Raw genomic sequence first — 16,597 nt, forward strand, 5'->3', positions numbered from 1 at the left:
ATAAGGGAGTTTTGACACACCTTCCTCCTATATTTGCTGGAGTATCTTCATGTACTCGGCGTAGGGGATGATGCGACCGCCCATCGACTTGAGGTGCGGTGTCTCTATCTGACAGTCAATCATCAGTCCGCCGTTCTCCTGCATGAACTCGGCGAGGAAGATAAGCGCGAGCTTGCTTGCGCTGGGCACGAGCGAGAACATGCTCTCGCCGATGAAGCAGCGTCCAAACGTCACGCCGTAGAGTCCGCCCACGAGTCGGTCGCCCTCCCACACCTCCACGCTCTGCGCAAGGTTCTGGCGGTGCAGCTCGGTGTAGGCGTTTATTATATCCTCGCTAAGCCACGCTCCTTCCGAGTCGTAGCGTCCGTCGGCTTTCTGGCAGCCACGTATCACACCGTCGAAGTCGTCGCCGATAGACACGTCGTACTTGCCCTTGTTAATTAGCGTGCGCATCGAGTGCGACACGTGTATTTCTTCGGGGAAGATGACGAAGCGCTCCTGCGGACAGTACCATAGCGGCTCGTCGTAGTCGCGGAACGAGAACCACGGGAAGATGCCGTGACTGTATGCGAGCAGCAGGCGGTCGACGGAGAGGTCGCCGCCAATGCACAGGAGTCCGTCGGGCTCCACATCTACGGGCTGAGGGAATACCAGTTCTTTACCAATCCTGTAAATCATGATTTGAAATACTATTCGGGTTTATTTGCGAGAATTCTCACAACACTATTAAATTCATCTATTATCTCCTGAAGTTTCGGATTGCTTTTCTGCACAATTATCGCAGCAAAGTTATCAACACCTTCGGCAGTCATGCTTACAGTGTCGAAATAAAACAAATGCTTGCTTGAATACTCTTTAAACCAACGTATGAACAAGCGATTGCGTGAAGCCTGTTTACCGTCGCCCGTTTCGCACAGATACAACAAGATTGAAGGATTAGCCTTAAAGAAACCCTCGATTATACAAAACACGGTTTCCTTCAAATGCGCGTCATTTGGAGAAGTTGTGTTGTTTTCATTTACAATAAGAAACTGGTATGCGTTCTCATCCCAGATTGTATCATCGGGCATAAAGCCTATCTTATACAATGCACCATACTTTGTTCTGAAGAAGTAGTATTCGTCTACGTTCCAAACAGAGTATGGTGCATTCGTATTTATTGCGGATATATCCAGCGTATTCATAATTTCAGTTGTAAACCACGATTACGGATTTCTTCAAATTCCTTTTGGGCTTCTTCTTCCCATTCTTTCTTTCTGTCAATTGCCCTTCGGAACGCAGCGATGAGTTCCTCACGGGATTTTGCCTTAAATGTAGTCATAAGCCAAATATTATAATGTTATGCTGCTGCAAATATACATATTTTATTTGTAGCAGAGAAATATTTGTCAAACATTCTCTCTGCCACGAACATTACACAAGTTGCAATGCGCCGTCCTTTACATTGACAACGGCGTCGCCACCCTTCTTGAGCTTGCCAAACAGCATCTCCTTCATCAGCAGCGGCTTGAGCATTGAGCCGATCACGCGGTCGAGCTCTCGCGCTCCGTACTCGGGTGTGAAGCCTTTCGTGAGGAGCAGCTCGCGTGCCTCGGCACTGAGGTGCAGCGTCACGTTCTTTGCGCTGAGCTTGGTCTGCAGCTGCGCGAGCTTCTTGTCGAGTATGAGCGATGCCATCTGGCGCGACATATCGTGGAAGACGACGATGTCGGTGAGGCGGTTGATGAACTCGGGCTTGAACGTCTTCTTCACGGTGGTGAGCATGGCATCGCCGCGCGACACGCTGCCCGTGAAACCGATGCTGGCACGCGAGGCGTACTGTGCTCCGGCGTTGGAGGTCATGATGATGACAGCGTTGCGGAAGTCGGCACGCTCGCCATGGTTGTCGGTGAGCGCGGCGTAGTCCATCATCTGCAGGAAGATGTTGAAGATGTCGGGGTGCGCCTTCTCTATCTCGTCGAAGAGCAACACGCAGTTGGGCGTCTTGCGCACGGCTGCCGTGAGCAGTCCACCGTCTTCGTAGCCCACGTATCCTGCGGGCGAACCGATGAGCTTAGCCACGGCGTGCTTCTCGGCGTACTCGCTCATGTCGAAGCGCACGAGCTTCATGCCCATCCGCTCGGAGAGCACGCGCGCCACCTCGGTCTTGCCCACGCCAGTTGGACCGACGAAGAGCAGACTTGCCATCGGCTTGGTGTCGTCGGCGAGTCCGGCTTTCGACATCTGTACAGCCTCAACCACACGAGCGACGGCTTCGTCCTGACCGAATATCTCCTTCTTTATGTCGCTCTCCAGCGTGCGCAGCGCGTCGTTCGACTGCTCCTTGAGTGCTTCGGCATCAATCTTGCAGACGCGTGCGAGTATGTCGGTGACGAGTCGGCTGTCTACGGTCTGGCGCTTCTGCGTGGTGAGCGGATGCGTCTCGCGGTAGGCACCTGCCTCGTCGATGAGGTCGATGGCTTTGTCGGGCAGGAAGCGGTCGCGTATGTGCTTGGCAGCACTGCGCACGGCGAACTCAACGACGCCTGCAGCGTACTTCACGCCGTGGAACTTCTCGTAGCTCGGGCGCAGACCCTCCACGATGCGTATGGCGTCGTCTACCGACGGCTCAGCGATGTCTATCTGCTGGAAGCGGCGCACGAGCGACTTCTGCTTGGCTATGTAGCGGTTGTACTCGTCGTAGGTTGTAGAGCCGATGAAGCGTATCGCTCCGCTTTCGAGGTATGGCTTCAGCATGTTCGACGCGTCGAGCGATGCGTCGCCGTTGCGTCCGGCTCCGATGAGGTTGTGTATCTCGTCGATGCAGAGTATGGCATTGCCCTCCTGCGCGAGTCCTTCCATCACCATCTTGATGCGCTTCTCGAAGTCGCCGCGAAACTGTGTGCCTGCCACCATCGTGCCCATGTCCATCATGTAGACGTGTGCTCCGCGCAGGCGTTCGGGCACCTCGCCACGCTCTATGAGCGCGGTGAGTCCGTAGATGAGCGCTGTCTTGCCCACGCCCGGCTCGCCCACGTGCAGCGGATTGTTCTTGTCCTTGCGGCAGAGCACCTGCATGGTGCGCTCCAGTTCGGCTTCGCGACCGATGAGCGGGTTATGAGCAGCGTATGTGTCGTTGACACAGGTGACAAGCTTGCGCCATGGTGCGGGGGAGTTGGAATCGTCATCGCCCTCTGCGCCTTCGCCCGTCTCGTCTACGGCGTATGCCGACACGAGCGACTGCATAAACTCACCCTTCTCGTCGCCCGTGAACTGGTCGAGAAGATAGGCTGCCTGCGAGTCGTTGAGCATGAGCATGGCTGCCACGACGTGCGGCACGTCGAGCGTGTTTTGGTCGGAGTATTGCGCCTGCTTGATGGCGAGCGACATCATCTCTGAGAACTGCTGCGAGCCTTCGATGACGAACTTCTGCGTCTCGGGCACCACCTCCATCGAGAGGAACTCCTTCTCCAGTTGGGTGATGAGCCACGAGGCATCGTGCGGCAGCCACTCGCAGGCACTTGCGAACTGGTCCTGTGAGGCAAAGGCGTATAGCACATGCTCCGGTGTCACGAACTCGTGACGCCAGAAGTCGCAGTCTTCGATTGCCTGCTTTATTGCGTTTGCTAAATTCTTGCTGTTGTTCATATTTCATTCCGGTTTGCATTCGAGGCGCAGTGGGAAGTTCTCCTCACGCGCCATCATCGTAGCCTTTCTCACCTTCGATATCGCCATGTCGTAGCTGTATATGCCCACCACGGCACTGCCGCTCTTGTGTACGGCGAGCATAAGGGCTTCTGCCTCTTCCGCCGACTTGAAGAAGACGGAAGTGAGCACAAGCACCACGAACTCCATCGTTGTGAAGTCGTCGTTGTAGATTATCACCTTGTAGCGGCGCGGCTCGCGAAGGTTGGTGCGTGTGCGGTCGCGCACGGCGGTCTGTTCTTTTGCCATTGTTTTTTAAATTACAACTATTTGCAATGGCTACGGCAAGAATGCCGTAGCCTCCTACGATTTGAACCGTTTGCTATTCAAATTGCCCAATATTTTAGTTTTGACACCCCCTATGTTACTGCCCTCCGAGTCGGTCGAAGAACACTATTATCTCCTCCCATGTCTTGAACTCGTCGCTACCCCACTCTATCTGCGTGCCCATGAACTCGGGCTGCTCCTGCAGCGTGGGCTTCGGTTGTGCGGTGGGCGTGATAAGATAGTCGCCGTAGAGCATCTGGCGCTGGTTGGTGAACACGATGCGGCCCCATGCCGGAGCACTCAGAAACTGCTCCACCCAGCGTGTGTCGTCCACCATCTGCTGCGCATTGTCTGACGGCGACGGCGCCAGTACGTACACGTTGTAGTGCTCGATGAGCATCTCGTAAGCCTTGTGCATAGATGCCGTGGCGTTGCCGTAAGAGTCGCGCAGCGTCTCGATGTCGACGTAGACGACTGGGCGTTCGCGACCTTCCTGTCGATCGTCGATGTAGCGTATCACGGGGATGAGATAGTGCATCGCCACCTTGTCGGTCAGACGATGCTCGCCGTGGAAACCGATGGCTGTGGGATAATGCTCGTGGAAGAGGTCGTAGGTGTGCACCACGGGGTCGTTGTCGCCGAAGAGTCCGATGACACGGGTACGCTCCTCGGGGTCGGCAGCATGCTCGAAGTTGTGCGTAGTCATCTCCTGGTACTCCTTTATGAGGCCCTTCGTGACGATGAACTCCTGCACTCCGTCCTCGCGCGGGTTCTGGAATACCTGCTTGCCCGTGAACTTCGACATGGTGTCGCCCATTTCGAAGGCTGGGTTCACCAGTATGCGGTCGAATCCGGTGAGCATCTCGGTGTACATGCCGCCCATCGACGTGCCGATGATGAGGTCGGGCTGCTCCTCGGCTGCCATCGCCTTCAGCATCTGCAGACCTTCTTCGGGGTGCAGCGGAATGTCGCGCGCTACAACCGTGGCGTTGGGCATCAGCGTGCGCAGCATCTGCACCGTGCCCGACTGTGCCGACGAACCGAATCCGTGTACATACATGATTTTTTTGCCCCGCATAAGCTCGGGGTATTGCTTTACAAATTGATTTTCCATTGTCGCTTGTCTTACAAACATTTGTGATGGGGTGCGCTTGTCTTATATAAAGATATGTGCAAAGTTACAAAAACACAGGTTTACGACAAAATATACCATATTATATTCTGAAGTTTTCTGCGATTTGCGCATAAAACAAATAGGAGTGTGGAATGTGTGGAAACCGGTCCACACACTCCACACTCCTCATTTATAGAAGTTCGGATATGTATTTTAATACTTTGCGCTGAATGTAGCTACAGACAACGTGCGGAAGAGAACATTGTGCTCAGTGTCCATGAAGTCGCCGTAGATGCGCATCTGCTTGCCATCGAAGCGCACTGTCACGTCGGCGAAGTCGTCGTCGTCATCATCATCGTCGTCATCGTCCCTGTCGAACGCCTCCCAGCAGCGCAATGCGCCGTTGTTGGTGTCAGTCCACTCCCATGTTCCGATTTCAACATCGCCGTCGATGTAGAAGCAAACGAATGTGCCGCACGGCGAGAAGATCACGCGGTAGCAGTAGTCGTCCTTGTCGTCAATGAGGTCGTCCTTGTCGAAGCCCAGGCCCTTGCCCTCAGTAGTGAGCGTTGTCTGCTGCATAACGCGGCCTTTCTCGAGCCACTGCTTGCCGTAGCCGATCTTCACGTCGCCAGCAAGCAGCCAGTTCTCTGAGCTGTCCATTCTCCACGAACGGCAGAGGTTGCGTACGGCGTCGTCCTGCTTGGTGCTTGTATCGATGGTGACGGTGATTGTTATAGACATGCCGAGACTGTTGGTGTATGTCACTGTGGCTGTTCCTGTTACCTTTCCGTCCTTTATCTCGATCTTGGTATTGTTGCTCAGCTGGTATACGCCTTCCTTAACGCGAGTGTATGTACCGTAGATGTAGAGACCGCCGTCGATGACAATCGTGCCGCTGGCGTCAACGGCGCGTGTCTTTAGCGGCTGGCCGCCCGACTTCTTGAACATTGTCGAACCGTCGGCTGCGCGCGTTACGCTCATCTTGCTCTTGGGCAGCTTGCCTGCCTTCGGACTGGTGATGAGGAAGTGGCCGTCGGCGAAAAGCTCAATCGAGGCGAACTCCTGGTTGGTATTGCCCCACGACTTCACGTTCAGCTTGATGGCGTCGTCGGCATTCTTCTCCTTGTCGCAATTGCCTACTTTAAATTCTTTTGATGGCTTGGCGCTGTCTGGTACGCCCAACTGTCCATTGTTATCGTCGCTGTCGCAGGCTGTAAAACCAAAAGCTACCAGGGCGATAAGAAACGAGAAAAGAGTTTTTTTAATCATAATAATAGGTTTTTAAATTAATAGATAGAGTCAACAGATAAGTATGTGTGTTTTTGTTATCATTTCAGCTATTTTTGATGCAAAAACGAAAGACTTACACACGTTTCATATACTGATTGCAAAGATATGCGTTAAAAACATACGCAACAAGAAGTTATTCCTAAAAATCCTAAAAACGCAACAAGCGTTTAGTTAAAAAAATATTGCTGTCTGCCAAAAGTCTTCGGAAAGAAGAAGCTTTTAGCTGACAGCAATAAAATATGTACTAATTCTTTAATTTTTGTTTTATGCTTTGCCTGTTGTTTTCAAGTGCATTATTGCTCAAAGTGCATTACTTGAACAGCTGCGGGATGAACAACAGCGAGTACTGACGCCAGTTGCACCATAGATGGCCGCGTGAGCTCTCGTGGAATGTGTACTTCAGACCGTCCTTGTTCATGCGCTCCATGAGCTGCTTGTTGAACGGCATCAGTCGGTCGGCGTTGCCGCAAGCGATCCAGAAGAGTTTCGGGTTGCTCTGAGCCAGCTTAGAGAGCTTGCCGTCGAGGTTAGCGTATGCCGGAATCGCCTCCATATTAATCTGCGTGAAGTCAACGCCAGCAGAGTAGAGACCGACGTAGTTGAACATGTCAGGATAGTTGACTGCGATCATAAGCGTGTGCATACCGCCCATCGACAGACCGGCGATAGCACGGTGCTGCTTGTCGGCTATGGTGTTGAACGTAGCGTCAACATAGTTCACGATTTCGGGGAAAGCCATCTCGTAGAGTCCGTCCTTGTAGTGAGGGAGGAACTTGGTCATCATCGGCTTGTAGTTGAGGTTCTCTGCTGTCTCGCCTGCAGCAGCCTGCTTGCCGAAGTTGCCGTTAGGCATTACTACGATCATCGGTTCGCACTTGCCCTCAGCGATGAGGTTGTCCATGATACGCGAGATGTTGCCAAGCTCGAGCCATGCGTTCTCGTCGCCGCCACTGCCGTGGAGCAGGTAGAACACCGGATACTTCTTGTCTGTCTTGCCGTATCCGGCAGGCAGATATACGTTCATGCGGCGGTCGGCATTACCGGCGTTGGAGTGATACCACACAGTGCGTACCTGGCCGTGAGCTACGTTCTTCACCTGATACTCGTCGGCAGCGCCACCGCCAACATAGAAGATGCTGAACACGTTGCCCACGTCGCGACGTGTGAACGGATTGACCGGGTCGACGCTTACCACGCCGTCTACGTCGAAGCGGTATGTGAACATCTCTGAGGTGAGCTGCGGAGTGGTGTACTCCCATACGCCGTCCTTGCCCTTCTTCATAGTGCCCTGACCGTCGTTCTGTTCCCAGTCTGCCAGCACCTTCACGCTCTTGGCCTTAGGAGCCTTGACGCGGAATGTAACGGTGCGGTCGCTGTTTACCTGCGGCGAAACCAGCTTGCCTTCGCGGAACGAGATGTTCTGCTGTGCGCTCATGCTCAAAGATGCGAGCAGAGCAGCCATTGCTACAAAAATTCTTTTCATAGATTTTGCTTTTAATTAAATGGTTATTATGTATTCCTATTACTTATTTATACTACTTGTCTATACTGTCTGTTCTCCTCTGATTTTAGAAGTTGAGCTTTGCGCCGAACTCCACCGTGAACGGGCGGATATAGTTGCCTGCCATGATGGTGCCTGCATACTGCGAGCCGTCGGTGATGAGTTCAGAGCCAGGGATAGTGCCCTGAGCGCCGCGCTGGTTGAGGAAGTTGACGACGTTCACGTTGAATGTAAGCATCTTGCTTGCCTTGTAGCTTGCGCCGGCGAATGTCTCCCAGCGTCCGTTGAAGTATACCGAGTTGCCTACGTTAGCATACTGCTTGCCGTAATAGCGGAACGAAGCCCAGATATTGAAGCGGTCGTATGTGTAGTTGGGGTCGAGCTCAACGATAAGCTTCGACTGCTTTGTAACGGTCTTGCCGCTGAAGTCGTAAGTCTTGTTGAATGCCTCGAACTTGTAACCTGTGTATTTCGGGCTCTGCAATGTGACCATAGCGTGGAATGTGAAGCCCTTGAACGGTGTGAACATAGCGTCGGTGGTCCATCCCATTGTCTCAATACCGCTTGATGCGCCTACCATTACGGGGTCTTCGTTCGGGTTCTCGCTCATCACGGTCAGACGGCTGTAGTCGTTGGTGCGGCGTGCGTATGTGAATGCCGAAACGAGGTTCACGAACGAGCTGTTGAAGAAGATGCCGGCACGTCCGAGGATGAACGGACGGTTGTTGTAGTAAGGCAGCGAGATGCCTGAGTAAGCCTCCAGGTGACGATACTGTCTGAGGAAGTTGATCTCGCCGGTGAGTCCGAAGTTGTGCGTGATGTTATATGTAGGCGAAACAGATACGGCGTAGTTCAAGCCGGTGTTTGTGTGGTGGGTAATGCCTACGGTCTTCTTGTTGCCTTCTGCATCGGTATAGTTGGCGCCGATATGGAAGTCGCCGAAGCGCTTGTCGCCGATATAGTCTACGCCGAGGTTGAACAGCTCGACACGTGCGCCATAGCCCATACGGAAGTTGCGCGAAACGCGCCATGTGTCGTTTACGTATGCAGCGAGCTTGTTCTCGAAGCCCTTGTCGTACTCTGTAGAACCGTTGAGGTTGGCATACTCAGCGCCGTTATAGATGAGCTTGCGCGGATTTGGCGCCACTTCATGATAATACTGTGTGGTGCTGCGTGCATAGTCGATGTTGCTGTACAGCTCGTTGATACCGAAAGCCCAGTCGTGGCTGGCGGTCTTCTTCTGCAGTTCGGCTACGAGCATAGCGTCCTTCACGCAGAAAGCGTTAATCTGCGAGAGTCGGCGCTGGATGGTGCCGTGGAACGCATCGCCGTTGTCGGCATACGTAGCGTCGGCATCCTCGTAGAATCCCATTGTGAGCTGGTCGCCGCTGTGTCCCTTAGAGTGAGAGAACTTACCCTTTACAGCCAGCGAGAGGTTGTTGCCCAGATCGTAGTCGAGAAGGGCTGTTGCCTCGTGTGTGCGTGTCTTGATAATGTCGTAGAGGTTGTCGGTTACGAGCTTGCCGGTCTTCACGTCGCGGTATTGCATCATGCCGTCTACGGGCAGATACGAGTCGCGGCCCATGCGGAAGTTCTTAAGCTCCGACACCTTGCCGTCGCCGTCGTATGTGAACGGAGCGTAGTTGGCAAGCGCTGTAAGCGGATGGGTCTCGTTATACTTGTAGAACACGCTGAAGCGTCCGCGGTCGTCGTTGAAGAGATGTGTGAGTCCGGCTGTGTAGAACTGTGCACGGTCGATATAGTTAGTGAACTTCAGGTTCATGCTGCCCGGGTCGAAGTTCTGGTAGGTGCTAAGTGTGAAGTAGGTCTTCTTGGCGAGTTTGCCAGAGAGGTTGAGGTCGAAGTTCTGTGCGCCGAATGTGTTGGTCTGATACTTCAGCTTGCCCTTGAACTTCTCGCCGCCACGCTCCATATACGAGTCGACACCATAGCCGATTTCGCCGAACTTGATGGCTGTCGTGGCGATGTTCTGCAAGCCCTGACGTGCCAGCAACTGCTCGCCGCGCCAGTGGTTGCTGGTGGTATTCGGCCAATAATAGTATACGGCAGGCAAGCCGTCTACAGATACTGCGGTATAGCTCATAGGCAGACCTATCTCTACCTGACGAGGCTCGGTAGCATCCTTTGCGTTGAGCATTACGCCGTGGTCGTTGCTTGCGGTTTTGGTGGTGTCCTCCAATGCAATGACCGACTTATTCAAAGTGTCGGCATTTGCAGACAATGCGGGGAAAATAGAAGCCACTGCCAGAAGCGATGGTAACAATAACTTTCTGCGATTCATAATAATTTAAGTTTTTACGGTTTAACGTTGCAAGTTTCGGTTTCGGTTGAATCAGCTTGCGTCTGAATCCGATTGTGTCTGAATCAGGTTGCGTCTGATTTCGGTTGCAAAATTAGCTTCCCGTTCAAACGTTTGCAAAAAATATACGGTATATACCCACCATGTGGTATATACCGTTATTGATTATCAGCAAGTTATGTTTTTGTTGTATACTTCAGAATATACTTTTTCAAACGAGAAAAATACACTGTCTGCGATAACAACAAACAAGAAAAAGGAGCAATGCGATAAAAAATATCACTTAAAAATGCTCCTTCCACTCGGTTTTAAGCCATAAGGCGTTTGTAGAATTCGTCTTTTTCATATAGCGAGGCGTTGAGCACGCGTGTCTTGTAGCTCTTTATGGTGTTGACCGAATAGTTGAGCGAGCGAGCAAGGTCGTCGTTCTTGGTTATTCCGAGGCGGATGAGGGCGAAGATGCGCATCTCTGTCGTGAAGCGTTCGTCGCTTCGCGGCGTCACGCGGTTCTCCTCATGCAGCAGACTGTTGAACTTCTCGGGGAAGTCGGGGTAGAGCATCAGCAGCATGTTGTCGAGCGAATAGAGCGTATCGAATGCTTCGCCGCGCTGCTGGTCGAACACGGCACGCAGTCCGTCGTAGTCCTTGATGGTGAGACGGCGCAACACCTCCTTGCGCAGCTTCTCTATAGCCGACTGGTGGTTGGCGCTTGCCACAATGAGCTGTCCGAGTACCGCCTCCTTGATGTGTCCTGCCTCAAGCAGACGGGCGTTGATGTCTTCTATCTGGCGGCTCTTGTCGGAAAGGCTCTCCACCTGATGCTCGATGAGCGACTTCTGGCGATGAAGTTTTCTCGACTGGCGCACCACTTTCAATATGGCGCCGCACAACAGCATCACTACAACAGCCAAAGCACCGAAGCCTACGAGCAGACGCATGCGCTGCTTCTGCACAAAGGCATACATGTCGCTGTCTATCTTCGGATAGCTTACGGCTATCTCCGAGTAGCGGTAGCGCGAGTGGAACACCTCGGCGTTATGCATAGCCACATTGATGAGCATGTACGAGCGTGTGACGTCGCCCGTGATGTACGCCACCTCGGCTATCTTGCGTGCGGCGGCATACCCCTTCGAACCGCGCCGTATCTCTTCTATGCCCGACAGCGATATGTATTTTGCAGCAAGTGCATATTCGCACATTCCCATATAGTTGTAGCCGAGGTTGCCCAATGCGTTCGGATAATAGTCGGACGTGGGCGAGAGCTTCTTGAGCAGACGCTTGCTCCACTTCACCGCCTCAGCGTAGCGGCTGAGGTGGAAGTTGAGCTTCACGTTCATGTCGTCGAGTATCCACGAGTCTTTCGGCAACATCTTGCACGCCTGGAGGTAATATGCCTGCATGCGCTGATAGTAGACGTTGGGGGTTGACATACGGCGGGGGAAGTAGAAGCCGTTTTCAAACTCAAGATTGAAGGCTGCCACGAGATAGTTTATTCTTACGGGCTGCGTACAGCGTTCTTCGTCGATGGTAGCAAGCGCTTCTGATGCCTCACGGAAGAAGCCACAGTTGGTGTATATTTCCACCTTATATAATATAGCCTGCGCTACCAGACTATAGTTGCCGGTCTGAAGGGCTGCAGCCTCGCATTGCTGCGCAGCATCAAGCGCCGGCTTTAAGGACAGACGTGCGTATTCGTCGAAGAGCATTGTCCACAGCTCGTACTTCTGCTGCGGCGAAGAGGCTTGCGCCATTCTGCTCTCCAGCTTGTCTATGCGTGCCTTGGCTTGAGCGTCATATATGGCTGTGCTGTCTAACACGCTGCATATAGCGTCGATATATGGGCGCACCTCGCTGCTCATCTTGCGGCACACGTCCGCACCGCGCTTGTTGAACGCCGCCTTCATCTTGACTATAGGCATTTTTGTGAGCGTACTGATTGTGTCGGGGGCGGCAGCCATAGCCGGTGTGGCTATAGTAAGCAGCAGGATAAAGACGAGGAATGAACTTGTTCTGCGCAACGCTCTGTCGAGTATGGCGGAAACTATTGATTTACAATACTGCATAGATTGTTTGTTTATAGATTGCTAACAACTACCTTCACTACTTTCTTGCCGTTATAGGTGTTAAGGGTAAGTTCTACGGTGTCGGCTTCCTCAAGCAATTGCGTGGGGATGCTGACATATTGCTGCACGGTGTAATACGCGGGCACGCCGCCCTGGTCGTGATAGAGTGTGAGGTGGAGCGTGCGGCGTCGGTCGGCGTCGGTTGTCGTGCCGTGGCTAACGATGCCAAGGGCGTGCATGGCGTCGTCGGCTTCTGTCTTGCCGCTCTTAAGGAGCAGCGAGAGGTTGATGTAGCTCTTGTTCTTCGACAGCCAAAGGCTCTCGAAGCCCACGGGGTCGGTGCGCAGCGTTTCCATATCCTCAGCCTCAACGGGGCGAAGCACTGAAACGGGGCGGACGGAGCGCGCGCGAACAATAGACGTAGCCGTAGGATTGGAGGCTGCAGCGTCAGAAGCGGCTACCGTCTTGTCGTAATAGAGCAGGGCGCGGTAGACAGAGTCGGGGCGTGTGAGCCAGTCCTGCGCGAACGGGTTGGAGAACTGCAGCGTGGTGCCATCGTCGAGCAGAGCCGAATGCACCGACTTGTCTTGCGAAGTGTGCAGCAGCACGAGGTCGGCGGTGAGATAGCTGTTCGGTCCGTCGCCGGCGTCGTAGCTCTCGGAGGTGCAGGCTGTGAGGGTTATCAGAAAAGCTATAACCGCAAGGCTCTGCTTGATATGTTCGCGGAATATGTAGGACATTGGCATGAGGGTTTTTGGGTAAAAAAGAGGGTTTAAAAAAAGTAGCGGAGGTCTCCAGCCTCCGCAGCACCAAGTCGAACACTAATATCGCCGGTTGCTGCGGAGGCCGGAGACCTCCGCTACTATATTTAAATCACGCTGAGCTGATTGACAGCCGGGTTGGCGTACATGGTGAGTATGCGCTCGCGCAGGAACGCCCAGTCGGGGTTGGGCAGCTGTATCTTCTTGAGCTGTGCGTCGAGATAAGCCTCAAAGCGCTGGCGGTCTTCAGCCGTGTAGCGGTCGGCGTGCTCGTCGGTGCCGCGCAGAAGGTCGAGCGCCACGAAGTTGGACGGGTACAAGCGGTAGCCGCGCCATATCTCGTGGTCGAGATGCTCGGCAACAGCAACGTAGAACTCGTTCTTCGGCATGTCGTCGGGCAGTGCACGCAGCCACTCGTCGATGCACGGCGCAGCCTGATAGTGGATGTGTCCCTTGTAGCCCATTATGCCGGTCTGCATGCTCACGACATCGTCCATCGGACCCTTCTTCCAGTCTGCCACATCGCGGCGCAGCTGGAACTCCTGTGCCTTAAGGAAGTCGCACGGGTCGTACTCGTATGATATGGCGAGTGGCACGAGGTGGAGCGAGAGTAGGCGTTCCTTTATAGAACCCTCGCCGCCCATGGTCATCATCTTGAGTATAGCCTCTGCGGTGCGGTCGTTGGAGTCCTTGGCGCGGCCTTCGCGCTGCGCAATCCATACGTTGTCGTTCTTCTCGGCAATGACGAAGTGCATATACTCGGCGAGCAGCTTTGAGGCTGCGAGCATCTGTCGCATAGGCAGCGAGCGCTGCACGATGAACGACTTGTTGAGGCGCACGATGTCCTTCACCCAAGGCAGCTTGAGGAGGTTGTCTCCGATGGCTATCTCGGTGGTTGTATCGCAGCCGGCGTCGAAGAGCATCACGTGGAGCAGCGCAGAGTCGAGCACGATGTCGCGGTGGTTGCTGATGAAGGTGTAGCGATTGCGGAGGTCGAGGTTGGAGAAGTCAGCGTCGCAGCCGAGCGATGCCTTGGCAAGCAGGTTCTTCAAGAAGCCATAGCAGAAGGCTTTCTGAAACTCGAGGTTGGTCTTGCACTGGTGCATCTTCTGCCGTATAGCCTCAACGGGCACACCGGGATAGAGGTATGCCAGCACTTGACAGAACTGTTCGTTCTGCACCAAACGGTCGAATACTTCGGGGAGCTCTTCCGGCTCAAACGGGCGGATAGAGTCGTATTTGTGGAGTTGTTCAGGTGTCATAGGGGAATTTTGAGTTCAACACTTGAATTGGTTCTCTACGATGTCGGTCAGCACTTCCTTGATGTCGAGACCTGCGGCGCGCACCTGCTGCGGAATGAAGCTGGTGGCAGTCATGCCCGGCGTAGTGTTCACCTCAATCATGTTTATCTTGTCGTTGCCGTCTGCATCCTTAGAGATGATGAAGTCGATGCGGATGATGCCGTTGCAGTGGAGGATGTCGTAGATGCGGCTCACCTCCTCAGCCACGCGCTTTGCAGTCTCGGGAGAGATGCGCGCCGGAGTTATCTCCTGCACCTGTCCGTTGTACTTTGCGTCGTAGTCGAAGAACTCGTTGCTTGTAACGACCTCGGTTGCAGGGAACACAACCGACTTCTCGCGTGTCTTGTAGCAGCCGATTGAGATCTCGGTGCCTTGCAGGAAGCTCTCTATCATCACCTCGTCGCTCTCCATGAAAGCCACGCGCAGAGCCGGCGCAAGCTGGTCTACGTTCTTCACCTTCGACACGCCGAAGCTCGATCCGTCGGCAGCCGGCTTCACGAAGCAAGGCATACCAATCTCCTTCTCGATGAACTCGTCAGAGTATCTCGACTCTTCGCCACGGCGCACGAGGATGCTCTTCGCCACGTTCACGCCCCAACCGCGCAGATAGTTGTTGAGCACGTACTTGTCGAAGGTCATAGCCTCGACGAGCACGCCACTTGTGCTGTACGGGATGTGTAGCAGTTCGAAGTAGCCCTGCATCACGCCGTTCTCGCCCGGTGTGCCGTGGATAGTGATGTAGGCGTAGTCTAACACTACAGCCTTGCCGTCGAGCACGAACGAGAAGTCGTTCTTGTCGATTGGCGCTGTTGTGCCGTTGGGCAGGTTGACATGCCAGTCCTGACCCTTCACGTCAACGATATAAATGTTATAATGCTCCTTGTCGAAGAAGGAGTACAAACCCTGAGCAGAACGTATTGATACGTCGTGCTCAGAAGAGTCGCCACCGCAGACGATGGCAATGTTGCGTTTTAATGTATCCATAGTGATTATTGTTTTAGGGGTGAGTATTCTTTTTACTAAACTAAGCCGAGCTAAGCCTCTTTAAGCCTTTCTAAGCCTTTGATTGAAATATTACTGCTGTGCAGTGCTGAATGTGTCGCGGGTTGTGCCCTTCATGTATCCGCGCCACTTCTCTATGAGCTGCGCGAAGTCGTCGGGCCACTCGGATGTGAAGTCCATCTGCTGCTTTGTCTTCGGATGGACAAAGCCGAGCGTACGGGCGTGCAGCGCCTGGCGTGAGCAGGCTTTGAAGCAGTTGTTGATGAACGCCTTGTATGTAGCCGAGCGCTCACCGCGCAGAATCTCCATGCCGCCATAGCGTTCGTCGCCGAAGAGCGGATGACCGATGTGCTTCATGTGGGCACGTATCTGGTGTGTGCGTCCGGTCTCAAGGCGACACTCGACGAGCGTCACGTAGCCGAAGCGCTCAAGCACACGCCAGTGGGTCACGGCTTCCTTGCCGATGCCCGAGTCGGGCGACATCACGGTCATGCGCAGACGGTCTTTCGGGTCGCGTGCGATGTTACCTTCGATGCGTCCTTCGTCTTCGGTGAGGTTGCCCCATACGAGAGCGTTGTACGAGCGGTGGGTGGTCTTGTTGAAGAACTGCAAGCCGAGCGATGTCTTCGCCTGCGGAGTCTTCGCCACGACGAGCAGACCCGATGTGTCTTTGTCGATGCGATGCACGAGTCCCACTTCGGGGTCGTTGGGGTCGTAGCTCTTCAGGTCGCGCAGATGCCAAGCGATGGCGTTGACGAGCGTGCCTGTGAAGTTGCCGGCTCCTGGATGAACAACCATGCCCGCCTCCTTGTTTATCACCATCACCTCCGAGTCTTCGTACACTACGTTGAGCGGCAGATCTTCTGCCACGATGCTTGTGTCGTGGCGCGGACGGTCGAGCATGAGCGTCACCACATCGTTTGGGCGCACCTTGTAGTTGCTCTTCACGGGGCGCTCGTTGACGTGTACAAAGCCTGCGTCGGCAGCCTTCTGTATGCGGTTGCGCGACGAATGTGGCAACTTCTCGCACATGAACTTGTCGACGCGCTGCGGCTCCTGACCAGGGTCGGCTACAAAGCGGAAGTGCTCGTAGAGCTGACCGGTCTCGTCGTCGTCTTCGATTGGGGGTGTGAGGATATCTTCTTCTATCATATTCTTGTTTTTAGGCTGAGCCTGTCTAAGGTGGCGTTTAAGCCGAACTAAGCCTTTTTAGGCCTTACTAAGCCCTACCCGACGGGGAGGGTTGGGAGGGGCTTTTCTGGCTGCGTGGTATGGGCAAGATGCCCATACC

General features: G+C 53.9%; 14 protein-coding genes. All 14 read right to left on the minus strand.

Features of this window, described 5'->3' with window-relative positions; translation table 11 throughout:
* Positions 1-27: 27 nt before the first annotated feature.
* A complete protein-coding gene (gene aat / locus HMPREF0673_RS10755) occupies positions 28-678 on the minus strand; it encodes a leucyl/phenylalanyl-tRNA--protein transferase (protein WP_007902201.1) in 651 nt (216 codons plus the stop codon).
* A gap of 11 nt (positions 679-689) precedes the next feature.
* Positions 690-1,184, minus strand: a complete 495-nt coding sequence (locus HMPREF0673_RS10760; protein ID WP_007902204.1) for a DUF6169 family protein — start codon at positions 1,182-1,184, stop codon at positions 690-692.
* Positions 1,181-1,321 carry a hypothetical protein gene (locus tag HMPREF0673_RS10765; protein WP_007902205.1) on the minus strand — a complete coding sequence of 47 codons (141 nt, stop codon included), beginning with the start codon at positions 1,319-1,321 and terminating at the stop codon, positions 1,181-1,183. The genes HMPREF0673_RS10760 and HMPREF0673_RS10765 overlap by 4 nt, the downstream gene beginning before the upstream one ends.
* A gap of 92 nt (positions 1,322-1,413) precedes the next feature.
* Positions 1,414-3,627: an AAA family ATPase gene (locus tag HMPREF0673_RS10770; RefSeq protein WP_007902208.1), complete on the minus strand. Its 2,214-nt coding sequence runs from the start codon at positions 3,625-3,627 to the stop codon at positions 1,414-1,416.
* Between the two features lie 3 nt (positions 3,628-3,630).
* Positions 3,631-3,933, minus strand: coding sequence for an ATP-dependent Clp protease adaptor ClpS (locus tag HMPREF0673_RS10775; RefSeq protein ID WP_007902210.1), 303 nt, complete (start codon positions 3,931-3,933; stop codon positions 3,631-3,633).
* Between the two features lie 115 nt (positions 3,934-4,048).
* Complete coding sequence (locus HMPREF0673_RS10780; RefSeq protein ID WP_040596867.1) at positions 4,049-5,065, minus strand: YqiA/YcfP family alpha/beta fold hydrolase; 1,017 nt, start codon at positions 5,063-5,065, stop codon at positions 4,049-4,051.
* Positions 5,066-5,278: 213 nt separating this feature from the next.
* The gene (locus HMPREF0673_RS10785; protein WP_007902219.1) at positions 5,279-6,337 is read right to left on the minus strand and encodes a hypothetical protein; all 1,059 of its coding nucleotides are present in this window, start codon (positions 6,335-6,337) and stop codon (positions 5,279-5,281) included.
* A gap of 331 nt (positions 6,338-6,668) precedes the next feature.
* Positions 6,669-7,841 (minus strand): alpha/beta hydrolase-fold protein, encoded by a 1,173-nt coding sequence (locus HMPREF0673_RS10790; RefSeq protein ID WP_007902224.1) that lies wholly within the window; start codon positions 7,839-7,841, stop codon positions 6,669-6,671.
* 85 nt (positions 7,842-7,926) lie between these two features.
* Positions 7,927-10,161, minus strand: a complete 2,235-nt coding sequence (locus HMPREF0673_RS10795; protein WP_007902226.1) for a TonB-dependent receptor — start codon at positions 10,159-10,161, stop codon at positions 7,927-7,929.
* A 326-nt stretch (positions 10,162-10,487) separates the two neighbouring features.
* Positions 10,488-12,242 carry a DUF6377 domain-containing protein gene (locus HMPREF0673_RS10800; RefSeq protein ID WP_007902229.1) on the minus strand — a complete coding sequence of 585 codons (1,755 nt, stop codon included), beginning with the start codon at positions 12,240-12,242 and terminating at the stop codon, positions 10,488-10,490.
* A gap of 11 nt (positions 12,243-12,253) precedes the next feature.
* Entirely contained in the window at positions 12,254-12,982 is a 729-nt protein-coding gene (locus HMPREF0673_RS10805) for a NigD1/NigD2 family lipoprotein (RefSeq protein WP_050804999.1), read from the minus strand.
* Between the two features lie 128 nt (positions 12,983-13,110).
* On the minus strand, positions 13,111-14,265 hold the full coding sequence (locus HMPREF0673_RS10810; RefSeq protein WP_007902234.1) for a 1-acyl-sn-glycerol-3-phosphate acyltransferase: 1,155 nt from the start codon (positions 14,263-14,265) through the stop codon (positions 13,111-13,113).
* 15 nt (positions 14,266-14,280) lie between these two features.
* Positions 14,281-15,288 (minus strand): D-alanine--D-alanine ligase, encoded by a 1,008-nt coding sequence (locus tag HMPREF0673_RS10815; RefSeq protein ID WP_007902235.1) that lies wholly within the window; start codon positions 15,286-15,288, stop codon positions 14,281-14,283.
* A gap of 90 nt (positions 15,289-15,378) precedes the next feature.
* Complete coding sequence (locus tag HMPREF0673_RS10820; protein ID WP_007902238.1) at positions 15,379-16,458, minus strand: RluA family pseudouridine synthase; 1,080 nt, start codon at positions 16,456-16,458, stop codon at positions 15,379-15,381.
* Positions 16,459-16,597: the final 139 nt, after the last annotated feature.

Source organism: Leyella stercorea DSM 18206, assembly GCF_000235885.1.
Lineage (GTDB): Bacteria > Bacteroidota > Bacteroidia > Bacteroidales > Bacteroidaceae > Prevotella > Prevotella stercorea.